Origin of the sequence: Azospirillum thermophilum, assembly GCF_003130795.1 — a bacterium.
Lineage (GTDB): Bacteria > Pseudomonadota > Alphaproteobacteria > Azospirillales > Azospirillaceae > Azospirillum > Azospirillum thermophilum.
The window spans coordinates 461,916-484,855 of record NZ_CP029352.1; the positions used below are offsets into that span (position 1 = coordinate 461,916).

Here is a 22,940-nt window from a genome sequence, read left to right on the forward strand (position 1 = left end):
AGCTGCAATCATTGCGGCTAGGGGGCCTTTCTGCCATAGTGCCGGCCCACCGAAAGGACGTTCGCCTAGGATACGCGTGTCATGGGATTTAGCAGCATCTGGCACTGGGTCATCGTTCTTGTGATCGTCCTTCTGCTGTTCGGCGCCGGAAAACTGCCGAAGGTGATGGGCGACCTCGCAAAGGGCGTGAAGTCGTTCAAGGCCGGCCTGAAGGAAGAGGACGAGCCGGCGGATCCCGCCGCCAGCGCGAAGGTCATCCCCAATCAGCCGGCCAACCACCCGACTCCTGCCGCCGATGCCGGCGTGAAGAAGGACGACGCGGTCCGCGGCTGATCCATCGGGACGCGCCGGCCGGTGCCGCGCGTCCTTCGCCTCCCGCGTTGAAGCCGGAAAACCATGTTCGACATCGCCTGGTCGGAAATAATGCTGATCGCGGTCGTGGCCCTGGTGGTCATCGGACCGAAGGATCTGCCGAAGGCCATCTTCACCCTGGGCAAATGGGTGCGGAAGGCGCGCGTGGTCGCGCGGGAATTCCAGGGCCACCTCGACGACATGATGCGCGAGGCGGAGCTGGACGAGCTGCGGCGCGAGGCGCTGAAGACCCGCGAGATGAACCTGAAGAAGATGATGGAGGACACGGTCGACCCGAAGAACGAGCTGCGGCAGGCGTTCGACGTCGGGCTCGACGGCCACGCCGGCAGCCCGGCGGAGGCGGACGAGAAGCCGGCGGCCCCCGCCGCTGCCGCTCCGGCCGCCGGCTCTGCCACCAGCCCGGCCGCCAGTCCCGCCACGGTCTCTTCGGCTCCGCCGCCCGCCGCCGTGCCGGCCCCGGCGTCTTCGCCGTCGTCCTCCCCGGCTCCGGCCATTTCCTCCACCGCTCCGGCTGAGACGTCCGCCCCGGACAAGCAGGCATAACCACCGATGACCGGCGAAACCGAAGACGAGCTTGAAGAAAGCAAGATGCCGCTGATCGATCATCTGATCGAGCTGCGGAACCGTCTGATGTATTCGATCGCCGCGATCCTCGTGGCGTTCCTGCTGTGCTACGCCGTCTCCGACCGGATCTACAATTTCCTGGTGCAGCCGCTGGCCGACATCCTGGCCGGACAGGGGCGCCGGATGATCTACACCGGCCTGACCGAGGCCTTCTTCACCTACGTGAAGGTGGCGTTCTGGGCCGGCTGCTTCGTCTCCTTCCCGATCGTCGCCAGCCAGATCTGGATGTTCGTGGCGCCCGGCCTCTACAAGCACGAGCGCAAGGCCTTCCTGCCCTTCCTGGCCGCCACGCCGGTGCTGTTCTTCCTCGGCGGGGCGATGGTCTACTACTTCATCTTCCCGCTGGCCTGGCGCTTCTTCCTGGGCTTCGAGTTCCATCCCGGCGGCGACGGCAACGCCCTGCCCATCGAGTTCGAGGCGCGTGTCGGCGAATACCTGCATCTGGTGATGCAGCTCATCTTCGCCTTCGGCATCGCCTTCCAGCTTCCGGTGCTGCTGACCCTTCTGGTGCGCGCCGGCCTGCTGACGACCGAGACGCTGGCGGCCAAGCGCCGCTATGCCATCGTCTTCGTCTTCGTCGTCGCCGCCATCCTGACGCCGCCGGACGTCATCAGCCAGGTCGGTCTCGCCATTCCTCTGCTGGCGCTCTATGAGGTCTCGATCTGGATCGGCCGCGGCATCGAGAAGAGGCGCGCCGAGCGCGATGCGGCCGGGGTGTAGGGGCAGGGCCGATTCCAGGTGGCACGGTTTCATTATGTTCCAAAGACGGTAATGTTCCGAACCCCTGGGATCCCCTTCCGTCGTCTTGCAGTTCTGCCGTGACCACTTAACGGTCAGGATCGCATTCAGTGGGCGCCTCTCTGGAGTGTTCGGCGTTGCTTGTCTACTCCGGCGCGCTGTTCTTGAATACGAATGTAACCGTACATTGAGATTTCCGGCTTTATTGAAACTGACTCTTGCTTGCTGCGGATTGCACGCGCTATAGGTTTCTCTCATCGCTGAAGTTCGAGAGCAGGCCCGATGGCAGCAAAGTCGACCAATGATGGGTCTTTAGCACCCACGACGGACTACGTCTTTCCTGTCGATCTGGTGGGCCGCGAGGGCGAGGGCGCCGATGCCGCCGCCTTCAACGCGGAAAAGAAGATCAATTGGGCAAAGCCTTTCGACGAGCGCAAGGAAGGCTATACCGCTGTCAAGCGCGTCTCCCCGGGGTTCTTCAGGGCTTTGCGTGGCGCGCTGGTCAGCATGAAGGGCGGCTCCGCGAAAAAATGAGATGATCGATGCCGGCTGCTTCGCTTCGGCGCGGAGCAGCCTTTTTTGCGACCTTTTTTGACGAGTAGAAAAAATGGCTCGCGCCACAACGGAAGAAAAAGAGAACCGTATTCTCTTCCTGAGGGACGTGGCTGAAGGTGTAATCGAAAGCGCCATCGCCTCCACCAGGCTGGACTATGGCGAGGATCAGGCGAGACAGGTTGCCGGCTGCATTCGCGTTGATAATCGCAGGCTTGCAGCTGCTGTTGAATACTATTACGATTATCTTCTGTATAACTATAAGAAGTTCAACGGATATATCGATGAGGAGCGTCTGGCCGGCCGCGACAAGATGGCGGCTCTGACGGCCATCGCCCTGCTGACCTTCAAGCCGATCGACGTGAAGCCCTACTCCGGCCGAGCCACCGGAGTCGCGGAAATCAACGAGTCGTTCGCCCTGTACTTCGCGTCGATCGTGCTTCACGTGGACGTCGAGGATCCCTCCCCGACCTTTGTCTCGACCCGGCGGACGGAGTCTCCGAAGCCCTGGTTCAGGTCTCTGCTCCGCCTGAGATCGGGTCTGCATCCGGCGACGTCCTGTTCCTGCGCCAAGGACAGCTGGTGGAGACGGAGGAAGCCGGCGACCTTGCGTCGGGGTCATGCGAATGCGGAGCCGGTTCCCAACATCGTCGTGCGGACTCTCCTGCTGAACTTCCGCGATCTCGGTGCCGAAGCCCGGCAGAGGGCCCACCAGAACAAGCCGGTCCAATCGACCGAGCCGCTGGCGGATTGGGTTATTCAGTCGATGCAGTTGTATGCTCTCGCCTTCGGCATCATCGACTTGCGGCTCTGACGCGGACGCGGGATCAATCCTCGTCCAGTCTCGGATTCGTCGACGTCCGGTCTTTCGCTGTAACATAATCGTCATATTGCCGGACCGCCGCCTGCCCACCACCTTCCCTGTAACGGAAAGGGGGAGGGAGTGTCGGCAACGCATGTCCTGCTGGAACTCGCCGGGAACGTCGTGCTGCTCCTGTGGGGGCTGCACATGGTGCAGAGCGGGCTGACGCGCGCCTTCGGGGCCGACCTGCGCCACATCCTGGGGGCGGGACTGCGCAACCGCTGGAGCGCCTTCCTCGCCGGGCTGGGCGTCACCACCCTCTTGCAGAGCAGCACCGCGACGGGGCTGATGGCCGCCGGCTTCTCCGCCACCGGGCTGATGCCGCTGGCGCCCGCCCTGGCGGTGATGCTCGGCGCCAATGTCGGCACGGCGCTGATCGTCCAGCTCCTCTCCTTCGACGTGGCGCCGCTGGTGCCGGTGCTGCTGGTGACTGGCTTCGTCGCCTTCCGCCGCGGCGGGCGGACGCGGACCCGCGGCCTTGGCCGGGCGGCGCTCGGGCTCGGGCTGATGCTGCTGTCGCTGCAGCTTCTGGTCGCGGCGGTCGAGCGGTCGGCCGAGGTGCCGGGGCTGCGCAGCCTGCTCGGCCTGCTGACGGCCGATCCGCTGGTGGCGCTCGCCCTCGCGGCCGTGCTGACCTGGGCGGCCCATTCCAGCGTCGCGGTGGTGCTGCTGGTCGCCTCGCTCGCCGGCGGGCAGGTGATCGGGGTGGAGGCGGCGCTCGCCATGGTCGCCGGCGCCAATCTCGGCAGCGCCGTCAATCCGGTGCTGGAGGGGCCGGGCGGCAACCCGGCGGCCCGCCGGCTGGCGGTCGGCAACCTGCTGAACCGGCTGGCCGGCTGCGCCCTGCTGCTGGCCGCGCTCGACCCGGCGGTGCGGCTGCTCGGCGGCTGGACGGATCCGGCACGGCTGGTCGCCGACGCGCATGTCGCCTTCAACCTGCTGATGGCGCTGCTGTTCATCGGGATCCTGCCGTGGATCGCCGCCGGCCTCTCCCGGCTGTTCCCCGACAGGGTCACCGCCGTCGATCCCGGCGCGCCGCAGTATCTCGATCCCGCGGCACTGCGGGCGCCGCATGTCGCCATCGCCAATGCGGCGCGCGAGGCGATGCGCATGGCCGACACGGTGGAGGCGATGCTGCGCGGCACGCTGGAAGTGCTGCGCACCGACGACCGCCGCGTCCTCGACCAGGTGCGGGCGATGGACGATGTGCTCGACCGGCTGCACGCCGCCATCAAGCGCTACCTGACGCAGATCAGCCTGGAGGACCTCGACGAGCAGGATGCCCGCCGTGCATCGGACGTCCTGACGCTGACCATCAACCTGGAGCATGTCGGCGACATCATCGACCGCAACCTGATGGACCTCGCCGCCAAGAAGATGCGGCGGCGGCTGCGCTTCTCCGAGGAGGGGGCGGCGGAGATCGCCGGCCTGCTGGAACGGCTGATCGAGACGGGCAGGCTGGCCGCCGCGGTGTTCGTATCGGGCGACGCGCGCTCCGCCCGCGCCCTGCTGAAGGAGAAGGAGGTGGTGCGCACGCTGGAGGCCCGCGCCATCGAGGCGCATGTCGCGCGCCTGCGCGCCGGCCGGATGGAGAGCCAGGAGACGAGTACGCTGCACCTCGACATCCTGCGGGATCTGCGGCGGATCAACGCCCATCTGGCCTCCGCCGCCTACCCCGTCCTCGACCCGCTGGGCGAGCTGCGGTCGAGCCGCCTGAAGGAAGCGGATGGCGGCCTTGCGGCCGTCGCAGCGCCCGATAGCCGGCCGGAGACTGGACCTTCCCCCGGTGGCGCACTATAACCAGCGTCCCACCACCCGATTTGGTCCGAACCATGCACGACCTTCGCGCCATCCGTGAGAATCCCGAAGCCTTCGACCGCGGCCTGGGCCGTCGGGGGCTGTCTCCGGTGTCGTCGTCCGTGCTGGATCTCGACGCCCGCCGCCGCGCCGCGCAGACCCAGCTCCAGGAGATGCAGGCCCGCCGGAACGAGGCGGCCAAGGATATCGGTGTCGCCAAGCGCGAGGGCCGCGATGCCCAGCCGATCCTCGACGAGATGGCCCGGCTCAAGGAGCGGATGCCGCAGGTCGAGGAGGAGGAGCGCGCGCTCGGCGTCGAACTCGACGCGCTGCTCGCCGGCCTGCCCAACATTCCCGGCGACGACGTGCCGGACGGCAGGGACGAGACGGAGAACAAGGAGGTCCGCCGCTGGGGCGAGCCCCGGCCGATCGCCAACCCCAAGCAGCATTTCGAGCTGGGCGAGGCGCTGGGCCTGATGGACTTCGAGGCGGCCGCCCGCATGTCGGGCGCCCGCTTCACCGTGCTGAAGGGCGGCCTCGCCCGCATGGAGCGCGCGCTGGCCGACTTCATGCTGGACATCCACACCAGCGAGCACGGCTACACCGAGGTGTCGCCGCCGCTGATGGTGCGCGACACCGCGCTGTTCGGCACCGGCCAGCTTCCGAAGTTCGAGGAGGATCTGTTCCATACCTCGCCGTCGGACCATTACCTGATCCCGACCTCCGAGGTGCCGCTGACCAACCTGGTCAACGACCAGATCGTGGCGGCGGAGGAACTGCCGCTGCGCGTCACCGCGCTGACCCCCTGCTTCCGGGCGGAGGCCGGTTCGGCCGGCCGCGACACCCGCGGCATGATCCGCCAGCACCAGTTCTGGAAGGTGGAGATGGTCAGCATCACCACCCCCGACCAGTCGGAGGCGGAGCATCAGCGGATGACCCGCTGCGCCGAGACGATCCTGGAGCGGCTGGGGCTGCCCTACCGCACGGTGGCGCTGTGCACCGGCGACATGGGTTTCTCCTCGCGCAAGACCTATGACCTGGAGGTCTGGCTGCCGGGCCAGAACACCTACCGCGAGATCTCCAGCTGCTCGAACTGCGGCGACTTCCAGGCGCGGCGGATGAAGGCGCGCTGCCGGCCGAAGGGCGAGAAGCAGACCCAGTTCGTGCACACCCTCAACGGGTCGGGCGTGGCGGTCGGCCGCTGCCTGATCGCGGTGATGGAGAACTACCAGCAGCCCGACGGCTCGATCCTGGTTCCCGAAGCGCTCCGGCCCTACATGCGCGGAGTGGAGAGGATTTCGCTTTGATGTTCGACCTTCCGGTGGACCTGTCGAAGGCCCGCATCCTCGTCACCAACGACGACGGCATCCACGCCAACGGCCTGAAGGTGCTGGAGCGGATCGCCCGCTCCCTCACCGACGACGTCTGGGTGGTCGCGCCGGAGACGGAACAGTCCGCCGCCAGCCATTCCCTGACCATCAACCGCCCGCTCCGCCTGCGCAAGCTGGAGGAGAAGCGCTTCACGGTCGACGGAACGCCGACCGACTGCGTGCTGCTGGCGGTGAACCATGTGATGAAGGACGCCCGGCCGACGCTGGTGCTGTCGGGCGTCAACCAGGGCTCCAACATCGGCGAGGACGTCACCTATTCCGGCACCATCGCCGCCGCGATGGAGGCGACGCTGCTCGGCGTTCCCGCCATCGCGATGAGCCAGCATTACGAGAACGGCAGCCCGATCGACTGGTCGGCGGCGGAGGCGCACGGCGCCGACGTCGTGCGCCGGGCGGTCACCGTCGCCTGGCCGAAGAACGTGCTGCTGAACGTCAACTTCCCCGCCCGCCCGGCGAGGGAGGTGAGCGGCATGCAGGTGGTCCGCCACGGCAAGCGCAAGATCGGCGACGAGCTGCTGGAGCGGGTGGACCCGCGCGGCAAGCCCTATATCTGGATCGGCACGCTGCGCGGCGAGGCCGACGTGGCGCCCGATACGGACATCCACGTCGTCTTCTCCGGCGGCATCTCGATCACCCCCGTCTATCTCGACCTGACCCATGTGCCGACGCTGCTGACGCTGAAACAGGCCTTCGAGTGACGACGAACGCGCGCAGGATCCGTCTTCTGATGGCGCTTCGCCGGTCCGGCGTGACCGACACGAGGGTTCTCGGCGCCATAGAGACGATCCCGCGCGACGCGTTCGTTCCCGACGCCTTCCAGGATCAGGCCTGGGAGGACACCGCCCTGCCCATCGACCTGGGCCAGACCATCAGCCAGCCGCTGGTGGTCGGGCTGATGACCCAGGCGCTGGAGCTGGGCGAGCGGCAGAAGGTGCTGGAGGTCGGCACCGGCTCCGGCTATCAGGCGGCCATTTTGTCGCGGCTGTGCCGCCGGGTCTATTCCATCGAGCGGCTGAAGCCGCTGCTGGACGAGGCGAACCGCCGTTTCCAGGCACTGCGCATCCACAACATCACCACGCGGCACGGCGACGGGACCAGGGGGTGGCCGGAGCTGGCGCCCTTCGAGCGCATACTGGTCACCGCCGCCGGTGGCCCGGAGCCGCCAAAGGACTTGACGGATCAGCTCGCGGTTGGTGGTGTCATGGTCATTCCGCTGGGTGGGGATTATCGCGAACAGCGTGTGGTCCGCATCCGCCGCACCGACACTGGCTTGACCCGGGAGGATCTGTGGCCCGTCCGTTTCGTTCCCCTGCTGTCCGATCCTCCGGCCGAGGCGTCGCCGCCCGAGCGGCCGGCGTGAGCGTCGCAGCGCGGGAGGCCGGTCGCGCGCACCGGTCCATGGTCAAGACCCTCCTGGTCTCCGCAACGCTCGCGCTGGCGCTCGCCGCCTGCGAGCGGACGGGCGGGCTTGCCCCGGTCACCAGCGTGTCCTCCCTGCCGGAGTCGGCAGGCGGCAGCGTGACGGTGCAGAAGGGCGACAGCGCCTACCTGATCGCCAAGCGCTACAACGTGCCCTTGCGCGACCTGATCGACGCGAACCGGCTGAGCCCGCCCTACAAGCTGGAGGTCGGGCAGCGCCTGACCCTGCCGACCTCGCGGCAGTATGTGGTCCAGAAGGGCGACACGCTCTACGGCATCTCGCGGATGCACAATGTCGACGTCAGCGAGCTGACCCGCATCAACAACCTGACGCCGCCCTATGCCGTGCAGGCCGGCCAGACGCTCCGCCTGCCGGGCGAGGGGCGCGGCGCCGGAACGGCTGTGGCCGAGGGCGGCGAGGGCGCGGGCGCCCCGGTGCCGCTCACCCCGCCGGCCGGCGGGACGGCCAGCCGCGGCTCCGTCCAGGCGACCGAACTGCCGCCGCCGGGCAGCAGCTCCGCCGGCGGTGCCTCCAGCGTCTCCGGCGTGACCGCCACGCCGCTGCCGCCGCCCAAGCCGGGCAGCGGCGCCCCCGCCACGGCCGACGCGCAGCAGCCGGGCGAGCCGGGGACGGCCTACCAGCCGGGGCAGGCCCCGACCTATCTGCGGCCGCCCGGCTCCAAGCCGGCGGATCAGGCGCCGCAGACCGCCCCGCCGGCCGTCGCCCAGGCCCCGGTTCCCGTCCCCTCGCCGCCGCCGGCCAACCGCAACGCCCCGTCGCAGCCGCAGCAGGACGTGGCGGCGGCCGAGCCGCCGAAGGCGGACGCCGCTCCGCCGCCGCGCGGCGGCAAGCGCTTCCTGTGGCCGGTGAAGGGCAAGCTGATCTCGGGCTACGGCCCGAAGCCGGACGGCATGCACAATGACGGGCTGAACATCGCCGCGTCCAAGGGGGCGGCGGTGGTCGCCGCCGACAACGGCGTGGTGGCCTATGCCGGCAACGAGCTGCGCGGCTTCGGCAACCTGCTGCTGATCAAGCACGCCGACGGCTGGATCACCGCCTACGCCCACCTCGACCGCATCGAGGTGGAGCGCGGGGCGAGCGTGAAGCGCGGCCAGCTCGTCGGCCGGGTCGGCCAGACCGGCTCCGTCACCAGCCCGCAGCTCCATTTCGAGCTGCGCAAGGGGAGCCAGGCCGTCGATCCCGGCGACCAGATGGAGCCGAAGCCTAGCGAAGGGGCTTCCCGAGACGACCGGCCAGGTCCTGGATGAACTGCCACGCGACGCGGCCGGACCGGCTGCCGCGCGTCACGGCCCATTCCACCGCCTCCGCCCGGAGCTGCTCGACCGGCAGGTCGAGTCCGAAGCGGCGGGCATAGCCGTCGATCATGGCGAAGTAGGTCGCCTGATCGCAGTTGTGGAAGCCGAGCCACAGGCCGAAGCGGTCGGAAAGCGAGACCTTCTCCTCCACCGCCTCGCCGGGGTTGATGGCGGTCGACCGCTCGTTCTCGATCATGTCGCGCGGCATCAGGTGCCGGCGGTTGGAGGTGGCGTAGAACACGACGTTGTCCGGCCGCCCCTCGATCCCGCCTTCCAGCACCGCCTTCAGCGACTTGTAGTGCGCGTCGTCGTGGTCGAAGGACAGGTCGTCGCAGAACAGCACGAAGCGCCGCGGTTCGCCCTTCAGGCGGCCCAGCAGGCGGGGCAGGGTGGGGATGTCCTCGCGGTGGATTTCGACCAGCGCCAGGGTGCCCGGCTTCTGCGCGCAGACGACCGCATGGACCGCCTTGACCAGGGAGCTCTTGCCGGTGCCGCGCGATCCCCAGAGCAGGGCGTTGTTGGCCGGCAGCCCGGCGGCGAAGCGGCGGGTGTTGTCGAGCAGGATGTCGCGCTGCCGCTCCACCCCCTGCAGAAGGTCGATCTCCACCCGGTTCACGGCGGCGACCGGGTCGAGGCGGTCGGGGTCGGCGTGCCACACATAGGCGTCGGCGGGAGCGAGCGCCAGAGCGTCGGCCGGCGGCGGGGCGAGCCGCTCCAGCGCCTCGGCGATGCGGGTCAGCAGCGGCAGAAGTTGCGTTTCGGTGGTCATCGAAGTCCGGATGTTGCGCAAAATTCCATGGAAACCGGCCGCGCGCGCAGCCATCTTTCCGTCGCGATCGCACGGTATCACAGCCGGACGGCCGCACAAGCCATCCGGGAGCCGCGGGACCCCTCCGGAATCGCCCGGAATCCATTGCATCGCGGATACGGGCGGCTATAGTCGCGGCGTCCCGGTCCGTGGCCCCGTTGGCGGCCAGGCCGTCCCGGGACCAACCACAAGGAGCTCCAGATGTTCGTTTCGACGGCTTATGCACAGACCGCGGCGCCCGCCGGCGGCGGCGACATGATCGTGCAGTTCCTGCCGCTGATTCTGATCTTCGTCGTCTTCTACTTCCTGCTGATCCGTCCGCAGCAGAAGAAGATGAAGGAGCACAAGGCGATGCTCGAGGCGATCCGCCGCGGCGACCGCGTGGTGACCGGCGGCGGCATCATCGGCACCGTGATCAAGGTCGGCCCCGAGGACGAGGTGACGGTGGAGATCGCGGAGAATGTGCGCGTGCGCTGCCTGCGGTCCACCATCAACCTCGTGCTCGCCAAGACCGAACCGGCGGGCAAGGGCGGCGGCGACGCCACGACGGCCGAGGCTGACAAGCCGGCCGACGCCCCGGCCGCCGGCGGCGGGATCGGCAAGCTGTTCGGCCGCAAGTAACCGGTCGTGGCGCTGTCGGCCCCCGGTGGTCCGGCCGGGCCGACGTCCTACAGGATTGATTGACGCATGCTGTATTTCGCGCGCTGGAAGATCTACGCGATCGTCCTGATCTGTGCCCTCGGCTTCGTGCTGAGCCTGCCCAATTTCCTCAGCCGCGAGACGCTGGCGAGCCTGCCCTCCTGGTACGCCAACACGCGGATCTCGCTCGGCCTCGACCTGCGCGGCGGGTCGCACCTGCTGCTGGAGGTCGACATGGCCGCGGTGATCCGCGACCGGGTCGAGGGGGTGGTCGACGGCGCGCGCCAGCAACTGCGTCAGGCCAATGTCGGCTACACCGCGATCAATGCCGGCGAACGGGCGGTCACCGTCCAGCTCCGCGACCCCGCCCAGTCGGACGACGCGGTCAAGGCGCTGCGCTCGCTGGTCAACCGCGTGGGGGGCGGGGCGCTGGGCGGCGGCGTGCCCGATCTGGAGATCGCCTCCAGCGGCAGCACCGTGACCGCGACGCTGAGCGACGTGGCGCTGCGCGACCGCGCCACCCAGGCCATCGAGCAGTCGATCGAGATCGTCCGCCGCCGCATCGACGAGACCGGCGTCAACGAGCCGATCATCGCCCGCCAGGGCACCGACCGCATCCTGGTCCAGTTGCCCGGCGTCGAGGATCCCGACCGGGTCAAGCGGCTGCTGGGCACCACCGCCAAGATGACCTTCCGCCTGGTCGACGTGAATGCCGACCCGACGACCGGCCGCGCGCCTCCGGGCTTCGAGATCCTGCCGTCGGCCGAAGGCGGGCGGACCCAGTCCAGCTACGTCGTGCGCAAGAAGATCGAGGTCGACGGCGCCAGCCTGAAGAACGCGCAGGCCTCCACCAACTCCCAGACCGGCGAGTGGGTGGTGAGCTTCGAGTTCGACAGCGTCGGCTCCAGCCGTTTCGCCGAGATCACCAAGGCCAATGTCGGCCGGCCCTTCGCCATCGTGCTCGACAACAAGGTCATCAGCGCCCCGGTCATCCGCGAGCCGATCACCGGTGGCCGCGGCCAGATCAGCGGCAACTTCACCGCCGCCTCGGCCAACGACCTCGCCGTGCTGCTGCGCGCCGGCGCCCTGCCCGCGCCGCTGAAGGTGATCGAGGAGCGCACGGTCGGCCCCGACCTCGGCGCCGATTCGATCCGTGCCGGCCTGATGGCGGTCGGCGTCGGCTTCGTCATGGTCTGCATCTACATGATCGCGTCCTACGGGCTGTTCGGCTCCTTCGCCTGCTTCGCCCTGCTGGTCAACATCGTGCTGACGCTGGCCGCCCTGTCGATCCTGAACGCCACGCTGACGCTGCCGGGCATCGCGGGCATCCTGCTCGGCCTCGGCCTGTCGGTGGACGCCAACATCCTGATCAACGAGCGCATCCGCGAGGAGACGAAGAAGGGCCGGGGCGTCTTCGCCTCGATGGAGGCCGGCTTCAGCCGCGCCTACAGCACCATCGTCGACTCCAACCTGACGACGGCGATCAAGATGGCGCTGCTGTTCATCTTCGGCACCGGCACCATCAAGGGATTCGCGGTCACCATCACCTTCGGAATCCTCATCTCCATGTTCACCGCGACGGTGCTGGTGCGCCTGATGATGGTGACGTGGCTCCGCCGGACGCGCCCGGCCACCCTGCCGGTCTGAGAGGTATCGCCATGTTCCGGCTTCGCCTGGTTCCCGACAACACCAAGATCCCGTTCATGAACGGCCGCATCGCCGGCCTCGTCGTGTCGGCGGTCCTGTCGATCGCTTCGGTGGTCCTGTTCTTCTATCCCGGCCTGAACTACGGCATCGACTTCCGCGGCGGCATCGTGATCGAGGCCCGCACGCCGCAGGCCGCCGATTTCCCGTCGCTGCGCCACACGCTGGGGCAGCTCGGCATGGGGCAGGTCGCGCTGCAGGAGTTCGGCTCGCCGCAGGACGTCCTGATCCGGCTGGAGCGCCAGCCGGGCGACGACGCCGCCCAGCAGGTGGCGGCGGACCGGGTGCGCAATACGCTGGCCCAGGCGGTGCCCGGCACGCAGGTGCGCCGCGTCGAGGCGGTCGGCGCCTCGGTCAGCGGCGAGCTGTTCGCCAACGGCATGCTGGCGCTCGGCCTCGCCATGCTGGCGATGCTGGTCTACATCTGGTTCCGTTTCGAATGGCAGTTCGGCTTCGGCGCCGTGGTGACCCTGCTGCTCGACATCACCAAGGTGGTCGGCTTCTACGCCGTCACCGGCATGCAGTTCAACCTGACGGCGATCGCGGCGATCCTGACCATCATGGGCTATTCGGTCAACGACAAGGTGGTCGTCTATGACCGGATGCGCGAGAACCTGCGCATTTACAAGAAGATGCCGCTGCGCGACCTGATCGACCTGTCGATCAACGAGACGCTGAACCGCACGCTCGGCACCTCCATGTGCACGCTGCTGTCGATCATCCCGCTGGCGCTGTTCGGCGGCGAGGCGTTGCAGGACTTCGGCATCGTGCTGATCTTCGGCATTTTCCTCGCCACCTCCTCGTCGATCTTCATCGCCGCCCCCATCTTGCTGTTCCTGGGCGAGAACCGGCTGCGCCGCGGCTCGCCCGACGCGTCGGCCTCCGCGTCCGGCGGTGCGGCGGCGTCCTCCTGAGTCCAAGCGGGTAAGGGTCCTTCGCCATGGCGGACATCACGCCGATCATCCCCTCCGACCGGCAGGTCATCGACGGCTACGGCGGCGGGCAGATCTGCGTCTCCGGGGTGTGGCGGGACGGCAGCCTGATCGTGCTGCCCGACCGCACCCTGTCCTGGGAGGTGGGCGACATCGCCTCCCTGTCGGCGGAGGACTTCGCGCCGGTCACCTCGGCGGAGCCGCGGGTGGAGATCCTGCTGCTCGGCTGCGGCCCGACGATGAAGCTGATTCCCCGGGCGCTGAGGCAGGCCCTGCGCGAGGCGGGGGTGGTGGTCGAGCCGATGGATACCGGCGCCGCCTGCCGCACCTACAACGTCCTGCTGGCCGAGGGGCGGCGGGTCGGGGCCGCCCTGTTCCCGGTCTAGGCGCGGGCGGTCCGGCGCCCGGTGGGCCGGATACGAACCGCTCCTGCCCAAATAAAAAGGAGCCCCGGGCGGGGCTCCTTTTCCATGTGCGCCCAGCATGGGCGCGTTCTTGAGGGTGTAAGTCCCTCCGTAAGCTGGTCACGGCGAACGAAGAGAAGCGCAACTGCGGAAGGGCAACCGACCGTGGGAAGGAAGCGTGGATCGCAGCTGCGGGCCGATGAACAAGAACCGGATATGAGGCGGTGCCGACCAGGGCGAGCGGGCATGGAACCGCGAAGCTCTTGTGACCAAGGGTCGGTGGCGTAAATCCGGCGGTCGTGCAGCGAAGGAACGCGTTCTTACCTGGGGAGATCCCGCCTTGCGCCTGAAAGGGCGACGGCGTCGAGCCGGAGCGGGAAGTCAGCAGAGGCCATAGTAGGCGAGGCGCGAGCCGGACCGAAGGGCCGAACGAGGGAGAATGGAGTCCACCCGACGATGCGTGAGGCCATGCGTCAGATGCCGGAGCGATCCGGGAGGCGGGAGAGGAGGACGGGTGAAGCCCGTCCGGAGGCCCGTCTTGACGAAGCCGAGCGCCCGCGCCGGGACACGGACGCCATGGGGCCGGGGCTGCTGGATGCGGTCCTGGCGCGAGAGAACCTTCTGCGAGCGTTGAGGAAGGTGCGGGCCAACGGGGGTGCAGCGGGAGTGGACGGCCTGGACATCGACCAGACCGCCGCACTGCTGAAGAGCCGCTGGCCGGCGATCCGCGACAGCCTGCGGGAGGGGACGTACCGGCCGCAGCCGGTGCGTCGCGTGATGATCCCGAAACCTGGGGGTGGCGAGCGCGCACTCGGCATTCCCCCGGTGACGGACCGCCTGATCCAACAGGCGATGCTGCAAGTTCTCCAGCCGATCCTCGATCCCGGCTTCAGCGACCACAGTTACGGCTTCCGTCCCGGCCGGAGTGCGCACGACGCCGTCCTTGCGGCGCAAAGCTTCGTGCAGTCCGGCCGGCGGATCGTCGTGGATGTGGACCTGGAGAAGTTCTTCGACCGGATCGACCATGACCTTCCGATCGACCGTCTGTCCAAGAGGGTCCCGGACCCGGCCATCATCCGGCTGGTGCGGGCCTACCTGGATGCCGGCGTCATGGAGGACGATGGGGCGGTCGCACGGCGTCGGACGGGCTCCCCGCAAGGGGGACCGCTGTCGCCGCTGCTGGCCAATCTGATCCTGGACGAGGTGGACAAGGAACTGGAACGCCGGGGCCATGCCTTCTGCCGCTACGCCGACGACTGCAACGTCCATGTGCGGTCGCGTCGGGCGGGAGAGCGGGTGATGGCCCTGCTGCGGCGCCTCCATGGCCGGTTGCACCTGACGGTGAACGAAGCCAAGAGCGCCGTGGCCCCCGTCTTCGGCCGCAAATTCCTCGGCTATGCCTTCTGGGCCGGACCGAAGGGAGAGGTCAGGCGGAGGGTCGCCGACAAGGCGATCACGGCGTTCAAGGACCACATCCGCGACCTGACGCCCCGGCTGACGGGACGGTCGATGGCCGCGGTGGTGGCGAGGCTGCGCGATTTCCTGCTGGGCTGGAAAGCCTACTTCCGACTGGCGCAAACTCCAAAGGTCCGGCGAACGCTGGACGAATGGATACGCCACCGGCTGCGGGCCATTCAGCTCAAGCAGTGGAAGCGGGGGAAGACCATCTTCCGGGAACTGACGGCCAGAGGGGCCAAGCCCGCCGTCGCCCAACAAATCGCGGCCAATGGCCGACCCTGGTGGGGCAACAGCGGCAAGCTTCTCAATGCAGTCCTCACGATCAAATGGGCAGACCAACTCGGACTGCCCAGGCTCGCATGACCTCAATCCCCCGAACCGCCCGGTGCGGACCCGCATGCCGGGTGGTGTGGCAGGGGGCGACCTTCTCGGGTCGCCCCCTATGCCGATTTCGGCTGGTCGGCGGACCGATCAGGCCGGGAGCTGCCGGGCGACGAACTCCCAGTTCACCAGATTGTCCAGGAACGCCTTCACGAAATCCGCGCGGCGGTTCTGGTAGTCGACGTAGTAGGCATGCTCCCACACGTCGATGGTCAGCAGCGGCTTGTGGCCCTTGGCCAGCGGGCTGTCGGCGTTGCCGGTCTTGGCGATCTTCAGCGTGTCGCCTTCCAGGTACAGCCAGGCCCAGCCCGAGCCGAACTGGGTGATGGCGGCCTGCGACAGCTCTTCCTTGAACTTGTCCACGCTGCCGAAGGCGTCGTTGATGCGCTTCTCCAACTCCGAGGGGAGGGCGCCGCCGCCGTTCTTCTTCATGCACTGCCAGTAGAAGGTGTGGTTCCACACCTGACCGGCGTTGTTGAAGATGCCGACCTTGCCGGCGTCGCCGGCCGACTGCTGGATCAGCTCCTCCAGGCTGGCGTTGGCCAGCGGGCTGTCCTTGGTCAGGTTGTTCAGGTTGGTGACATAGGTCTGGTGGTGCTTGTCGTGGTGCAGATGCAGGGTCTGCGACGACATGTACGGCTCGAGAGCGTCGTAGCCGTAGGGGAGCGGCGGAAGTTCGAACGCCATTCGGTTACCCTCTCTTCTTGGATTGTCCTTCCGGGCCGAGCCTTTTCGGCGCAGCGCCTCCGTCCGACCAAATAGGCCGATGGCGCAGCAATGTGAAGGCTGGAAAAAGTCCAAACTGCGCAGAAGGGGTATTCCGCCCGGCCAGAAGCGCCCCGGCGGCCCGCTCTCCCGACCTCACGGCAGCCTCCAACGTGGCTGGAAGCCCGGTTTCCGTCCAATCCCCAGCTAGAGTAAGGTTGTCGACGGTCAGGCCTGGGGCCGGTCGCCGCAGCACGCTGTCCGGGGCCTGATCGGGGGTGGCGCGGCGCTCCTTGACGATGCGGACCGGGCGAATCGGGCCGTCGAGTCGCAACGCGGAGGCGACGTCGCGCCACAGCGCCGCAGCGACCTCCTCCGCCGGCCGGGCGGCGAGGGCGTCGGCGTCGCTGACGGTGACGGAGACGATGTCGCCGCGAGCGAACAGCCACTCCGCGGTGCCGCCGACCAGCCCCAGGAAGGGCAGGCCGCCCGGAAGGGAGGCGGGCCGGTCCAGACGGAAATGGGCGTTGACGATGGCCGGCCCCGGCGGCGGCACGGTCAGGCCGGGCAGCAGCCGCTCGGCGGCCCAGGCCGGGGCGGCCAGGACGACGGCGTCGCCCGGCGCCAGCGCCACCCGCTCCCCGGCGACGGACAGGGCCGTCACCCGCCCGCCGGCCAGTTCCATCCCCTCGACCCTCGCACCATACCGGACCTCGGCCCCCTGCCGGGCGAGCCAGTGCAGCGCCGGCTCCACGAAGGCCGCCGACAGCCCGCCGGCGGCGATCATCGGCCGGCAGGCCGCCTCGCCGCGCAGCAGGGTCTCGCGCAGCACGGCGCCGAACAGCCGGGCGGAGATGCGCTCCGGCGCGCCGTTCATCACGGAGACCGCCAGGGGGCGCCACAGCCGCTCGTAGAGCCGCCCGTCCCGCCGGAGCAGGTCGGCCACCGTCGCCCGCCTGCCGGCCACCACGACCCTCAGGGCGGCCAGATAATCGGCTGCCCGGCTGCCCGGCACCCGCCGCCGCTCGTCGAACAGCCACAGCCCGCCCGGCCGCAGGCACCAGGAGGTGCCGTCGCGCAGGTCGAGGAAGGGGAAGGCCGCCGGCCGCAGGACGGTCAGCCGGTCGCCGGCGCCGACGCGGTCGAGATAGCGGCGCAGCGCGCGGTTGCCGCTCAGCACCATGTGGCTGCCGTTGTCCACCGTGCGGCCGAGCGTGGCGTCGAAGAAGGAACGGCAGCGCCCGCCGGCCTGCGGAGCCGCCTCGTACACCACCACGCGCCGCCCGGTTCCGGCCAGCCGCGTCGCGGCCGCCAGCCCGGCGAGGCCGGCGCCGACGACATGGACGGTGGAAGGAGCCACGGGTGCGGCGGTCACTGGGCAGGCGGCGTGCCGAGCGCGCAGCGCAGCGCCACCCAGGCGCTCTCGCGTCGGCCCACCCGAACGCGCCGGGACAGGTCGGTCCAGCCCCGCGCGCGCAGCCGGCGCAGCAGGCGGTGGTACAGCACCATCATGGCGACCGCGGCCCAGAGCGAGCCGCGGCGGGATCTGTGGGCCGCGCTGTCGATGGCGCGGCGGGCCTCCAGGAAGCGGGCTTCCGCCAGCCCGGCCAGCGCCTCGCAGGCCTGCGGCAGGTTCGGGTGGGTCAGCACGATCGCCGGATCGTCGGAGCCGATGCCGGCGTCGTCCAGCAGTTCCCGCGGCAGGTAGAGCCGGCCGAGCTGGGCGTCCTCCGCCAGGTCGCGCAGGATGTTGGTGAGTTGCAGCGCCTCGCCCAGCGCCAGCGCGAAGGACTCGGTCGCGGCGTCCGCGCGGTCGAACACCCGGATCGCCAGCATGCCCACCGCCCCGGCGACGCGGCGGCAGTAGAGCCGCAGCGTGGGCAGGGCGGGGCCGCGCAGGCCGTCCCCGACATCCATCGCCATGCCGTCGATCAGCGCCTCCAGCTCCGCGCGCGGCAGCCCATAGCGGTCGATGGCACCCTTGAGCGCGGCGGCCAGCGGGCTGGTCGGGGCGCCGCCGGCATAGAGGCTGCGGATCTCGCGCCGCCAGCCGTCCAGCGCCGCCCGCTTCTCGGCGGTCTCCCCCGGCTCGTCGGCGATGTCGTCGATGCGCCGGCAGAAGGCGTAGATGGCGAACATGGCCGCCCGCTTGGAGCGCGGCAGCAGCCGCATCGGCCAATAGAAGGTACTGCCCGACCGCTCCGCGACGGCGGAGGGGGACTCGGCGGAAGCCGGAGGGGCTTGGTCGAGCAGCGGGCGTGTCATGAGGCTTCCCTGGGGCCGTGGCCCGGGGAGTTTATTGACCTCCGATGCTCCGCGCCAGCCCCCGCGCCATGGCCGCCAGCTTGTGGTGCGGCCCAGCGCCACCCGCTTGCGCATGGGATCCTTCGCCTTCAGGCGGCGGGACAGCGACTCGGCGATGGACAGGATGACCCCGGCCTCCATCCTGAGGCCGCGGTGGCGGATCAGGCTGGGCAGCGGGGCCGCCCGCTCCAGCAGCTTGTCGGTGTGGTCGAGCAGCCGGTCGAAGATGGCGCGCAGCTTCGGATCGGTCTTCGATTCGACCAGACGCTCGACGCTGATGCCGGCCTCCTCGAACCAGCCGAGCGGGACGTAGCAGCGGCCGAGCGTGCTCCAGTCCTCGCGGCAGTCCTGCAGATGGTTCAGCACCTGCAGCGCGGAGCACAGCGCATCGGAGGCCGGTCCGGCCGCCGTCCCCTCGCCGTGGAGTTCCAGCAGGTAGCGCCCGACCGGATTGGCGGAGAAGCGGCAGTAGAGCAGCAGGTCGCTCCAGGTGTGGCAGCGGGCGCCGACGGCGTCGCGGCGGAAGGCGCGCAGGACCTGCCGGGCGTGGCGGTCGCTCACCCCCGTGGCCGCCAGGCTGCTGCGCAGCTCCAGCGCCGGTTTCAGGTAGGCGTGCCTGGCCTGGCCGGTGGTCAGCGTCCGTTCCAGCGCCTCCAGATAGGCCAGCTTGGTCTCCGGTTCGAGGTCGGGGTCGTCGGCGATGTCGTCCGCCAGCCGCACGAACCTGTAGAAGGACAGGACATGCGGGCGGAGATGCTTGGGCAGCAGGCGCGAGGCGACGGGGAAATTCTCCTGTCCCGCATCCTTGCGCGCAATGGGGTTGGGCCTGCGGAGCTTCGTCGGTGCGATGTTGAAATCCGTCATGGGATCCATGCCTGCTGCGCGTCGGGGCTGGCGGTGCGACCTTCCCTGCTTAATATAGACCCAAGGCCGGCTTTGCCCCGGCCCGAAACCGCGTCCACCTCCATTTTTCCATCGGGCATCACATGGTAAAGGCTGACGCCGCCCTGTCCTATTCCGGACGGGAGGTGAGGAAATATGACAACGACCACTTTCTGACAGGTCTGTTCGCTCCGGCGGACCGGCGGGAGGCGATGTTCGCGCTTCATGCCTTCAACCTCGAGATCGCCAAGACCAGGGAGGTGGTCACCGAGCCGATCATGGGCCAGATGCGTCTGCAATTCTGGCGCGACGGCATCGCGGCTGTCTATGAGGGCGGATCCGTACCCCGCCATGCCGTGATGGACCCGCTGGCCGCGGCGATCGGCGGGCTGGGGCTCAGCCGCCCCCTGTTCGACAAGCTGATCGACGCGCGGGAAGCCGATCTGGAGGACGATCCGCCGGCCAACCTGACCTGCCTCGTCAACTATGCCGAGGTGACCGGCGCGCCGCTGGTCGAGCTGTCGCTGGAGGTGCTGGGCGTGCGGGACGAGGCGGCGCGGGCGGCGGCGCGCCATGTCGGGATCGGCTATGCGCTGACCGGAATCCTGCGCGCCGTGCCCTTCCATGCCCGCCAGCACCGCCAGATGCTGCCGCTGGACCTTATGGTGACGCATGGCGCCCGCTCCAGCGACCTGTTCGAGCTGCGCTCCAAGCCGGAGTTGCGCCCCGTAGTGGCGGAGGTCGCGGCAGTGGCCCGCCGGCACCTGGAGGAGGCGCGGTCGCTGCGCCGCAAGCTGCCGAAGGCGGCGCTGCCCGCCCTGCTGCCGGCGGTGCTGGCCGACCTCCACCTTTCCGTCATCGCGCGGGAAGGGAACGACGTCTTCGCTCCGCGCGTGCTGATGCCCAACCCGTTCCGTCAGGCGAAGCTGGCCTGGGCCGCCCTGCGCGGCCGCTATTGAGGGAGGGCGGCGTGCCGGTGCGCGGGCTGAACCACCTGACCCTGGCGGTGAGCGATCTCGACCGGTCGCTCGGCTTCTACCGCGACCTGCTGGGGTTCCGGCTGCGTGCCCGCTGGCCGGCCGGCGCCTATCTGGAGGCCGGGCCGCTGTGGCTCTGCCTGTCGGTCGATCCGCAGGCATCGCGGGCGGTGCGCTGCGACTACACCCACGTCGCCTTCGACGTGGCGGCGGAGGGGTTCGCCGGCCTTGCCGAGCGTGTCCGGGCCGTGGCCCCGCTGTGGCGGGAGAACCGCAGCGAGGGCTGTTCGCTCTATGTCCTCGACCCCGACGGCCACCGGCTGGAACTGCATGTCGGGTCGCTGGACAGCCGCCTGGAGGACTACCGCCGCCGCCGTCCGGAGGGGATGGTGCTCTACGACTGAGCGCGGTCGGCGGCCCCTCCTTGCCGGCACCCGCACTCTCTCCGCCGTTCGGACCGACCCCTAGGTCAGGGACGAGCGGCGGAGAGACGGCTGGTCACGGCCCGGGGGAGGGCCGATGCGGTCACGCCGCCCGGATGGTCGAGACGAAGCGCTCGACCTCGGTGCGCAGGCGGTCGAAGCGGCCGTTCATCTCGCCGACGGCCACGCGCATGCGGTCGGCCATGGAGCCGGTCTCGCCGGCCACCCGCGTCACCTCCACGATGTTTTCCGACACGCTGTGGGTGCCCGACGCGGCCTCGTGGACGTTGCGGCTGATCTCCTGGGTCGCCGCCCCCTGCTCCTCGGCGGCGGCGGCGACGGCGGAGATGGTCTGGTCGATCGACAGGATGGTCTGGCCGATGCCCTGGATCGCCTGGACCACCCCGGCGCTGGCCGACTGCATGTCGGCGATCTGGGCGGAGATCTCCTCGGTGGCCTTGGCGGTCTGGTTGGCGAGGCTCTTCACCTCGCTGGCGACGACGGCGAAGCCCTTGCCGGCCTCGCCGGCCCGCGCCGCCTCGATGGTGGCGTTCAGCGCCAGCAGGTTGGTCTGGCCGGCGATCGACTGGATCAGTCCGACCACGTCGCCGATCTTCTGGGCGGCCGACGCCAGTCCTTCGACCGTCGCGTTGGTGCGCTTCACCTCGCCCACCGCGTCGGAGGTCAGGCGCGAGGACTGGGCCAGCCGCTCGTTGATCTCGCGGATGGAGTGGGACAGCTCCTCCGCGGCGGCCGAGACGGTCTGGACGTTGACGCTCGCCTGGTCGGCGGCGCTCGCCACCTCCTGCGCCTTGCGGTCGGCCTGTTCGGCCATGGCGGAGAGCCCCTGGGCGTCGGCGGTGAGCGCGGTCGCCTGGCTGGCGGCCTCGCGGACCTCGGTCCCCACCGATGCCTCGAACTGGCGGGCGACGGCGGCCAGTTCCGCGCGGCGGCGTTCGGCGGCCTCCTCCTCGTCGCGGCGGCGCTCCGCCTCGACCTCCTGCAGGCGCAGCGTGTTCTGCTGGAAGCGCAGCAGCGCCTGGCTGATCAGGCCGATCTCGTCGGAGCGGTCGAGATCGGTGACCCGGGCCGTGGTGTCGCCGCTGGTGACGGCGTTGAGCGTGGCGATGGTGCGGCGCAGCGGACGTCCGAGGATCTGGCGGCTCGCCACCGCAAGCGCGGCCAGCAGGGCGGCAAGCATCACCAGGCAGCCGGCGATCAGGAACGTGTTGAGCTCGTGCACCGGCGCGCGGACCTTGTCGAGCGGCAAATTGACCAGCACCGACCAGGGGGCCGCCGAACCGCCGACCTCGACCGGCAGGAAGAGCTGCTTGACCTCGGTGCCCAGCGAGGCGGAGACGGAGAACTGCTGGTAGGGCTTGCCGTCGCGGATGAAGGGCTTCACCGCCTCCAGCCGCGGGTTGGTCTTCTCGATCGGCTGGCCGAGGTGTTCGGTGTTGGAGTAGGCGATCCACTTGCCCTTGTTGGAGATGGCGAAGATGGCACCGGTGCCGAAGGGCTTGGCGGTCTTCAGAATCTCCCACACGCCGTCATTGCTGATGTCGACGCCGGCGACGCCGATCACCTGGTCGTTGACGATCACCGGGACGGAGAAGGACACCATCAGCACCTGCTTGCCGCCGACGGCATAGCTGTAGGGCTCGATCACCTGCTCCTTGCGTGTCTTCATCGGCAGGTTGTACCAGTCGCTCTCCTCGCCCGGAGAGTCGTAGGTGGACAGCGCTTCCAGCGCCGGGGCGCCGTTGGCGCGGTTCCAGTAGGTCAGGTAGCGGCCGGTCTTGTCGCTGCCCGGAGAGTTGACGAACTCCCGGTCGCGGCCGTCCAGCGCATTCGGCTCGAACCCCAGCCAGATGCCGAACAGCTTGGGATTGGTGTCGAGCAGCCCCTTCAGGACGGCGTTCAGGGCGGCGCGGTCGGTCGTGCCGGCCGCCTTCATGCGAGCCGCCGTAACCGCCACCACGCGCGCGATATCCATGGCGTCATTGGCCTCGCGGCGGACCATCTCGGCGTAGCGGTGCGCCATCTGGTTGCCCTGGTCGAAGGACAACGCCTCGATATCCCCGGTCGCCTTGATGGACAGGGCAACCGTGCCGGCTGTCAGGCCGGCAACGGTGACCAGGGCGATCATGATGAGCAATTTTGTTGCGACCGACAGGTTTTTTAGCATCGCCACTCCCGAAAGAATAGTTTGCACGCAAAAAGGTGCTCCTATCATCCCGGAAGCATAGTCG

Annotated in this window: 22 protein-coding genes; 17 read left to right on the forward strand and 5 right to left on the reverse strand. The window is 69.2% G+C overall.

From position 1 onward, the window contains the following. The first annotated feature begins 81 nt into the window (after positions 1-81). The 10 genes from DEW08_RS02070 to DEW08_RS02115 all read left to right on the forward strand — a co-directional run bounded on the left by DEW08_RS02070 (position 82) and on the right by DEW08_RS02115 (position 9,024). Positions 82-333, forward strand: coding sequence for a twin-arginine translocase TatA/TatE family subunit (locus tag DEW08_RS02070; protein WP_109324069.1), 252 nt, complete (start codon positions 82-84; stop codon positions 331-333). A gap of 63 nt (positions 334-396) precedes the next feature. After that, the gene (gene tatB / locus DEW08_RS02075) at positions 397-915 is read left to right on the forward strand and encodes a Sec-independent protein translocase protein TatB (protein ID WP_109324070.1); all 519 of its coding nucleotides are present in this window, start codon (positions 397-399) and stop codon (positions 913-915) included. Positions 916-921: 6 nt separating this feature from the next. Then, positions 922-1,716, forward strand: coding sequence for a twin-arginine translocase subunit TatC (gene tatC / locus DEW08_RS02080; protein WP_109324071.1), 795 nt, complete (start codon positions 922-924; stop codon positions 1,714-1,716). Between the two features lie 300 nt (positions 1,717-2,016). Then, complete coding sequence (locus DEW08_RS02085; protein ID WP_146214614.1) at positions 2,017-2,268, forward strand: hypothetical protein; 252 nt, start codon at positions 2,017-2,019, stop codon at positions 2,266-2,268. Positions 2,269-2,341: 73 nt separating this feature from the next. After that, positions 2,342-3,100, forward strand: coding sequence for a hypothetical protein (locus DEW08_RS02090; RefSeq protein ID WP_109324077.1), 759 nt, complete (start codon positions 2,342-2,344; stop codon positions 3,098-3,100). A 129-nt stretch (positions 3,101-3,229) separates the two neighbouring features. Further along, entirely contained in the window at positions 3,230-4,948 is a 1,719-nt protein-coding gene (locus tag DEW08_RS02095) for a Na/Pi cotransporter family protein (protein ID WP_109324081.1), read from the forward strand. 32 nt (positions 4,949-4,980) lie between these two features. Beyond that, positions 4,981-6,252, forward strand: coding sequence for a serine--tRNA ligase (serS, locus tag DEW08_RS02100; protein ID WP_109324085.1), 1,272 nt, complete (start codon positions 4,981-4,983; stop codon positions 6,250-6,252). Next, positions 6,252-7,034, forward strand: coding sequence for a 5'/3'-nucleotidase SurE (gene surE, locus DEW08_RS02105; protein ID WP_109324086.1), 783 nt, complete (start codon positions 6,252-6,254; stop codon positions 7,032-7,034). The genes serS and surE overlap by 1 nt, the downstream gene beginning before the upstream one ends. Then, on the forward strand, positions 7,031-7,696 hold the full coding sequence (locus DEW08_RS02110; protein WP_109324087.1) for a protein-L-isoaspartate(D-aspartate) O-methyltransferase: 666 nt from the start codon (positions 7,031-7,033) through the stop codon (positions 7,694-7,696). The genes surE and DEW08_RS02110 overlap by 4 nt, the downstream gene beginning before the upstream one ends. A gap of 38 nt (positions 7,697-7,734) precedes the next feature. Then, positions 7,735-9,024: a LysM peptidoglycan-binding domain-containing M23 family metallopeptidase gene (locus DEW08_RS02115; RefSeq protein WP_109324089.1), complete on the forward strand. Its 1,290-nt coding sequence runs from the start codon at positions 7,735-7,737 to the stop codon at positions 9,022-9,024. Here DEW08_RS02115 and DEW08_RS02120 read toward each other — a convergent pair. Continuing rightward, the gene (locus DEW08_RS02120) at positions 8,981-9,841 is read right to left on the reverse strand and encodes an ATP-binding protein (protein ID WP_109324090.1); all 861 of its coding nucleotides are present in this window, start codon (positions 9,839-9,841) and stop codon (positions 8,981-8,983) included. The genes DEW08_RS02115 and DEW08_RS02120 overlap by 44 nt on opposite strands. Positions 9,842-10,081: 240 nt before the next feature. On the opposite strand from DEW08_RS02120, the gene yajC reads away from it, so the two are divergent. The 5 genes from yajC (at position 10,082) to ltrA (ending at position 15,380) form a co-directional block, all read left to right on the forward strand. Next, complete coding sequence (gene yajC, locus DEW08_RS02125; protein ID WP_109324097.1) at positions 10,082-10,501, forward strand: preprotein translocase subunit YajC; 420 nt, start codon at positions 10,082-10,084, stop codon at positions 10,499-10,501. 66 nt (positions 10,502-10,567) lie between these two features. Further along, on the forward strand, positions 10,568-12,166 hold the full coding sequence (gene secD, locus DEW08_RS02130; RefSeq protein ID WP_109324101.1) for a protein translocase subunit SecD: 1,599 nt from the start codon (positions 10,568-10,570) through the stop codon (positions 12,164-12,166). A gap of 11 nt (positions 12,167-12,177) precedes the next feature. Then, positions 12,178-13,137, forward strand: coding sequence for a protein translocase subunit SecF (secF, locus tag DEW08_RS02135; RefSeq protein ID WP_109324102.1), 960 nt, complete (start codon positions 12,178-12,180; stop codon positions 13,135-13,137). 26 nt (positions 13,138-13,163) lie between these two features. After that, positions 13,164-13,541, forward strand: coding sequence for an Mth938-like domain-containing protein (locus tag DEW08_RS02140; RefSeq protein ID WP_109324103.1), 378 nt, complete (start codon positions 13,164-13,166; stop codon positions 13,539-13,541). Positions 13,542-14,225: 684 nt separating this feature from the next. Further along, the gene (gene ltrA, locus DEW08_RS02150) at positions 14,226-15,380 is read left to right on the forward strand and encodes a group II intron reverse transcriptase/maturase (RefSeq protein ID WP_245986077.1); all 1,155 of its coding nucleotides are present in this window, start codon (positions 14,226-14,228) and stop codon (positions 15,378-15,380) included. A 108-nt stretch (positions 15,381-15,488) separates the two neighbouring features. On the opposite strand, the gene DEW08_RS02155 is transcribed toward ltrA, so the two are convergent. The 3 genes from DEW08_RS02155 to hpnD are packed head-to-tail and all read right to left on the reverse strand — an operon-like array spanning position 15,489 to position 19,271. After that, the gene (locus DEW08_RS02155; RefSeq protein WP_109324106.1) at positions 15,489-16,085 is read right to left on the reverse strand and encodes a superoxide dismutase; all 597 of its coding nucleotides are present in this window, start codon (positions 16,083-16,085) and stop codon (positions 15,489-15,491) included. A 4-nt stretch (positions 16,086-16,089) separates the two neighbouring features. Then, positions 16,090-17,463 carry a hydroxysqualene dehydroxylase HpnE gene (gene hpnE / locus DEW08_RS02160; RefSeq protein WP_245986078.1) on the reverse strand — a complete coding sequence of 458 codons (1,374 nt, stop codon included), beginning with the start codon at positions 17,461-17,463 and terminating at the stop codon, positions 16,090-16,092. 11 nt (positions 17,464-17,474) lie between these two features. Further along, positions 17,475-19,271: a presqualene diphosphate synthase HpnD gene (gene hpnD / locus DEW08_RS31895; protein WP_245986080.1), complete on the reverse strand. Its 1,797-nt coding sequence runs from the start codon at positions 19,269-19,271 to the stop codon at positions 17,475-17,477. 122 nt (positions 19,272-19,393) lie between these two features. Here hpnD and DEW08_RS02175 point away from each other — a divergent pair, with 122 nt between their 5' ends. Then, on the forward strand, positions 19,394-20,248 hold the full coding sequence (locus DEW08_RS02175; protein ID WP_109324112.1) for a phytoene/squalene synthase family protein: 855 nt from the start codon (positions 19,394-19,396) through the stop codon (positions 20,246-20,248). A 17-nt stretch (positions 20,249-20,265) separates the two neighbouring features. Next, the gene (locus DEW08_RS02180; protein ID WP_109325240.1) at positions 20,266-20,670 is read left to right on the forward strand and encodes a VOC family protein; all 405 of its coding nucleotides are present in this window, start codon (positions 20,266-20,268) and stop codon (positions 20,668-20,670) included. A gap of 121 nt (positions 20,671-20,791) precedes the next feature. Here DEW08_RS02180 and DEW08_RS02185 read toward each other — a convergent pair whose 3' ends face one another. After that, positions 20,792-22,837, reverse strand: coding sequence for a methyl-accepting chemotaxis protein (locus tag DEW08_RS02185; protein ID WP_245986081.1), 2,046 nt, complete (start codon positions 22,835-22,837; stop codon positions 20,792-20,794). Between the last annotated feature and the right edge of the window lie 103 nt (positions 22,838-22,940).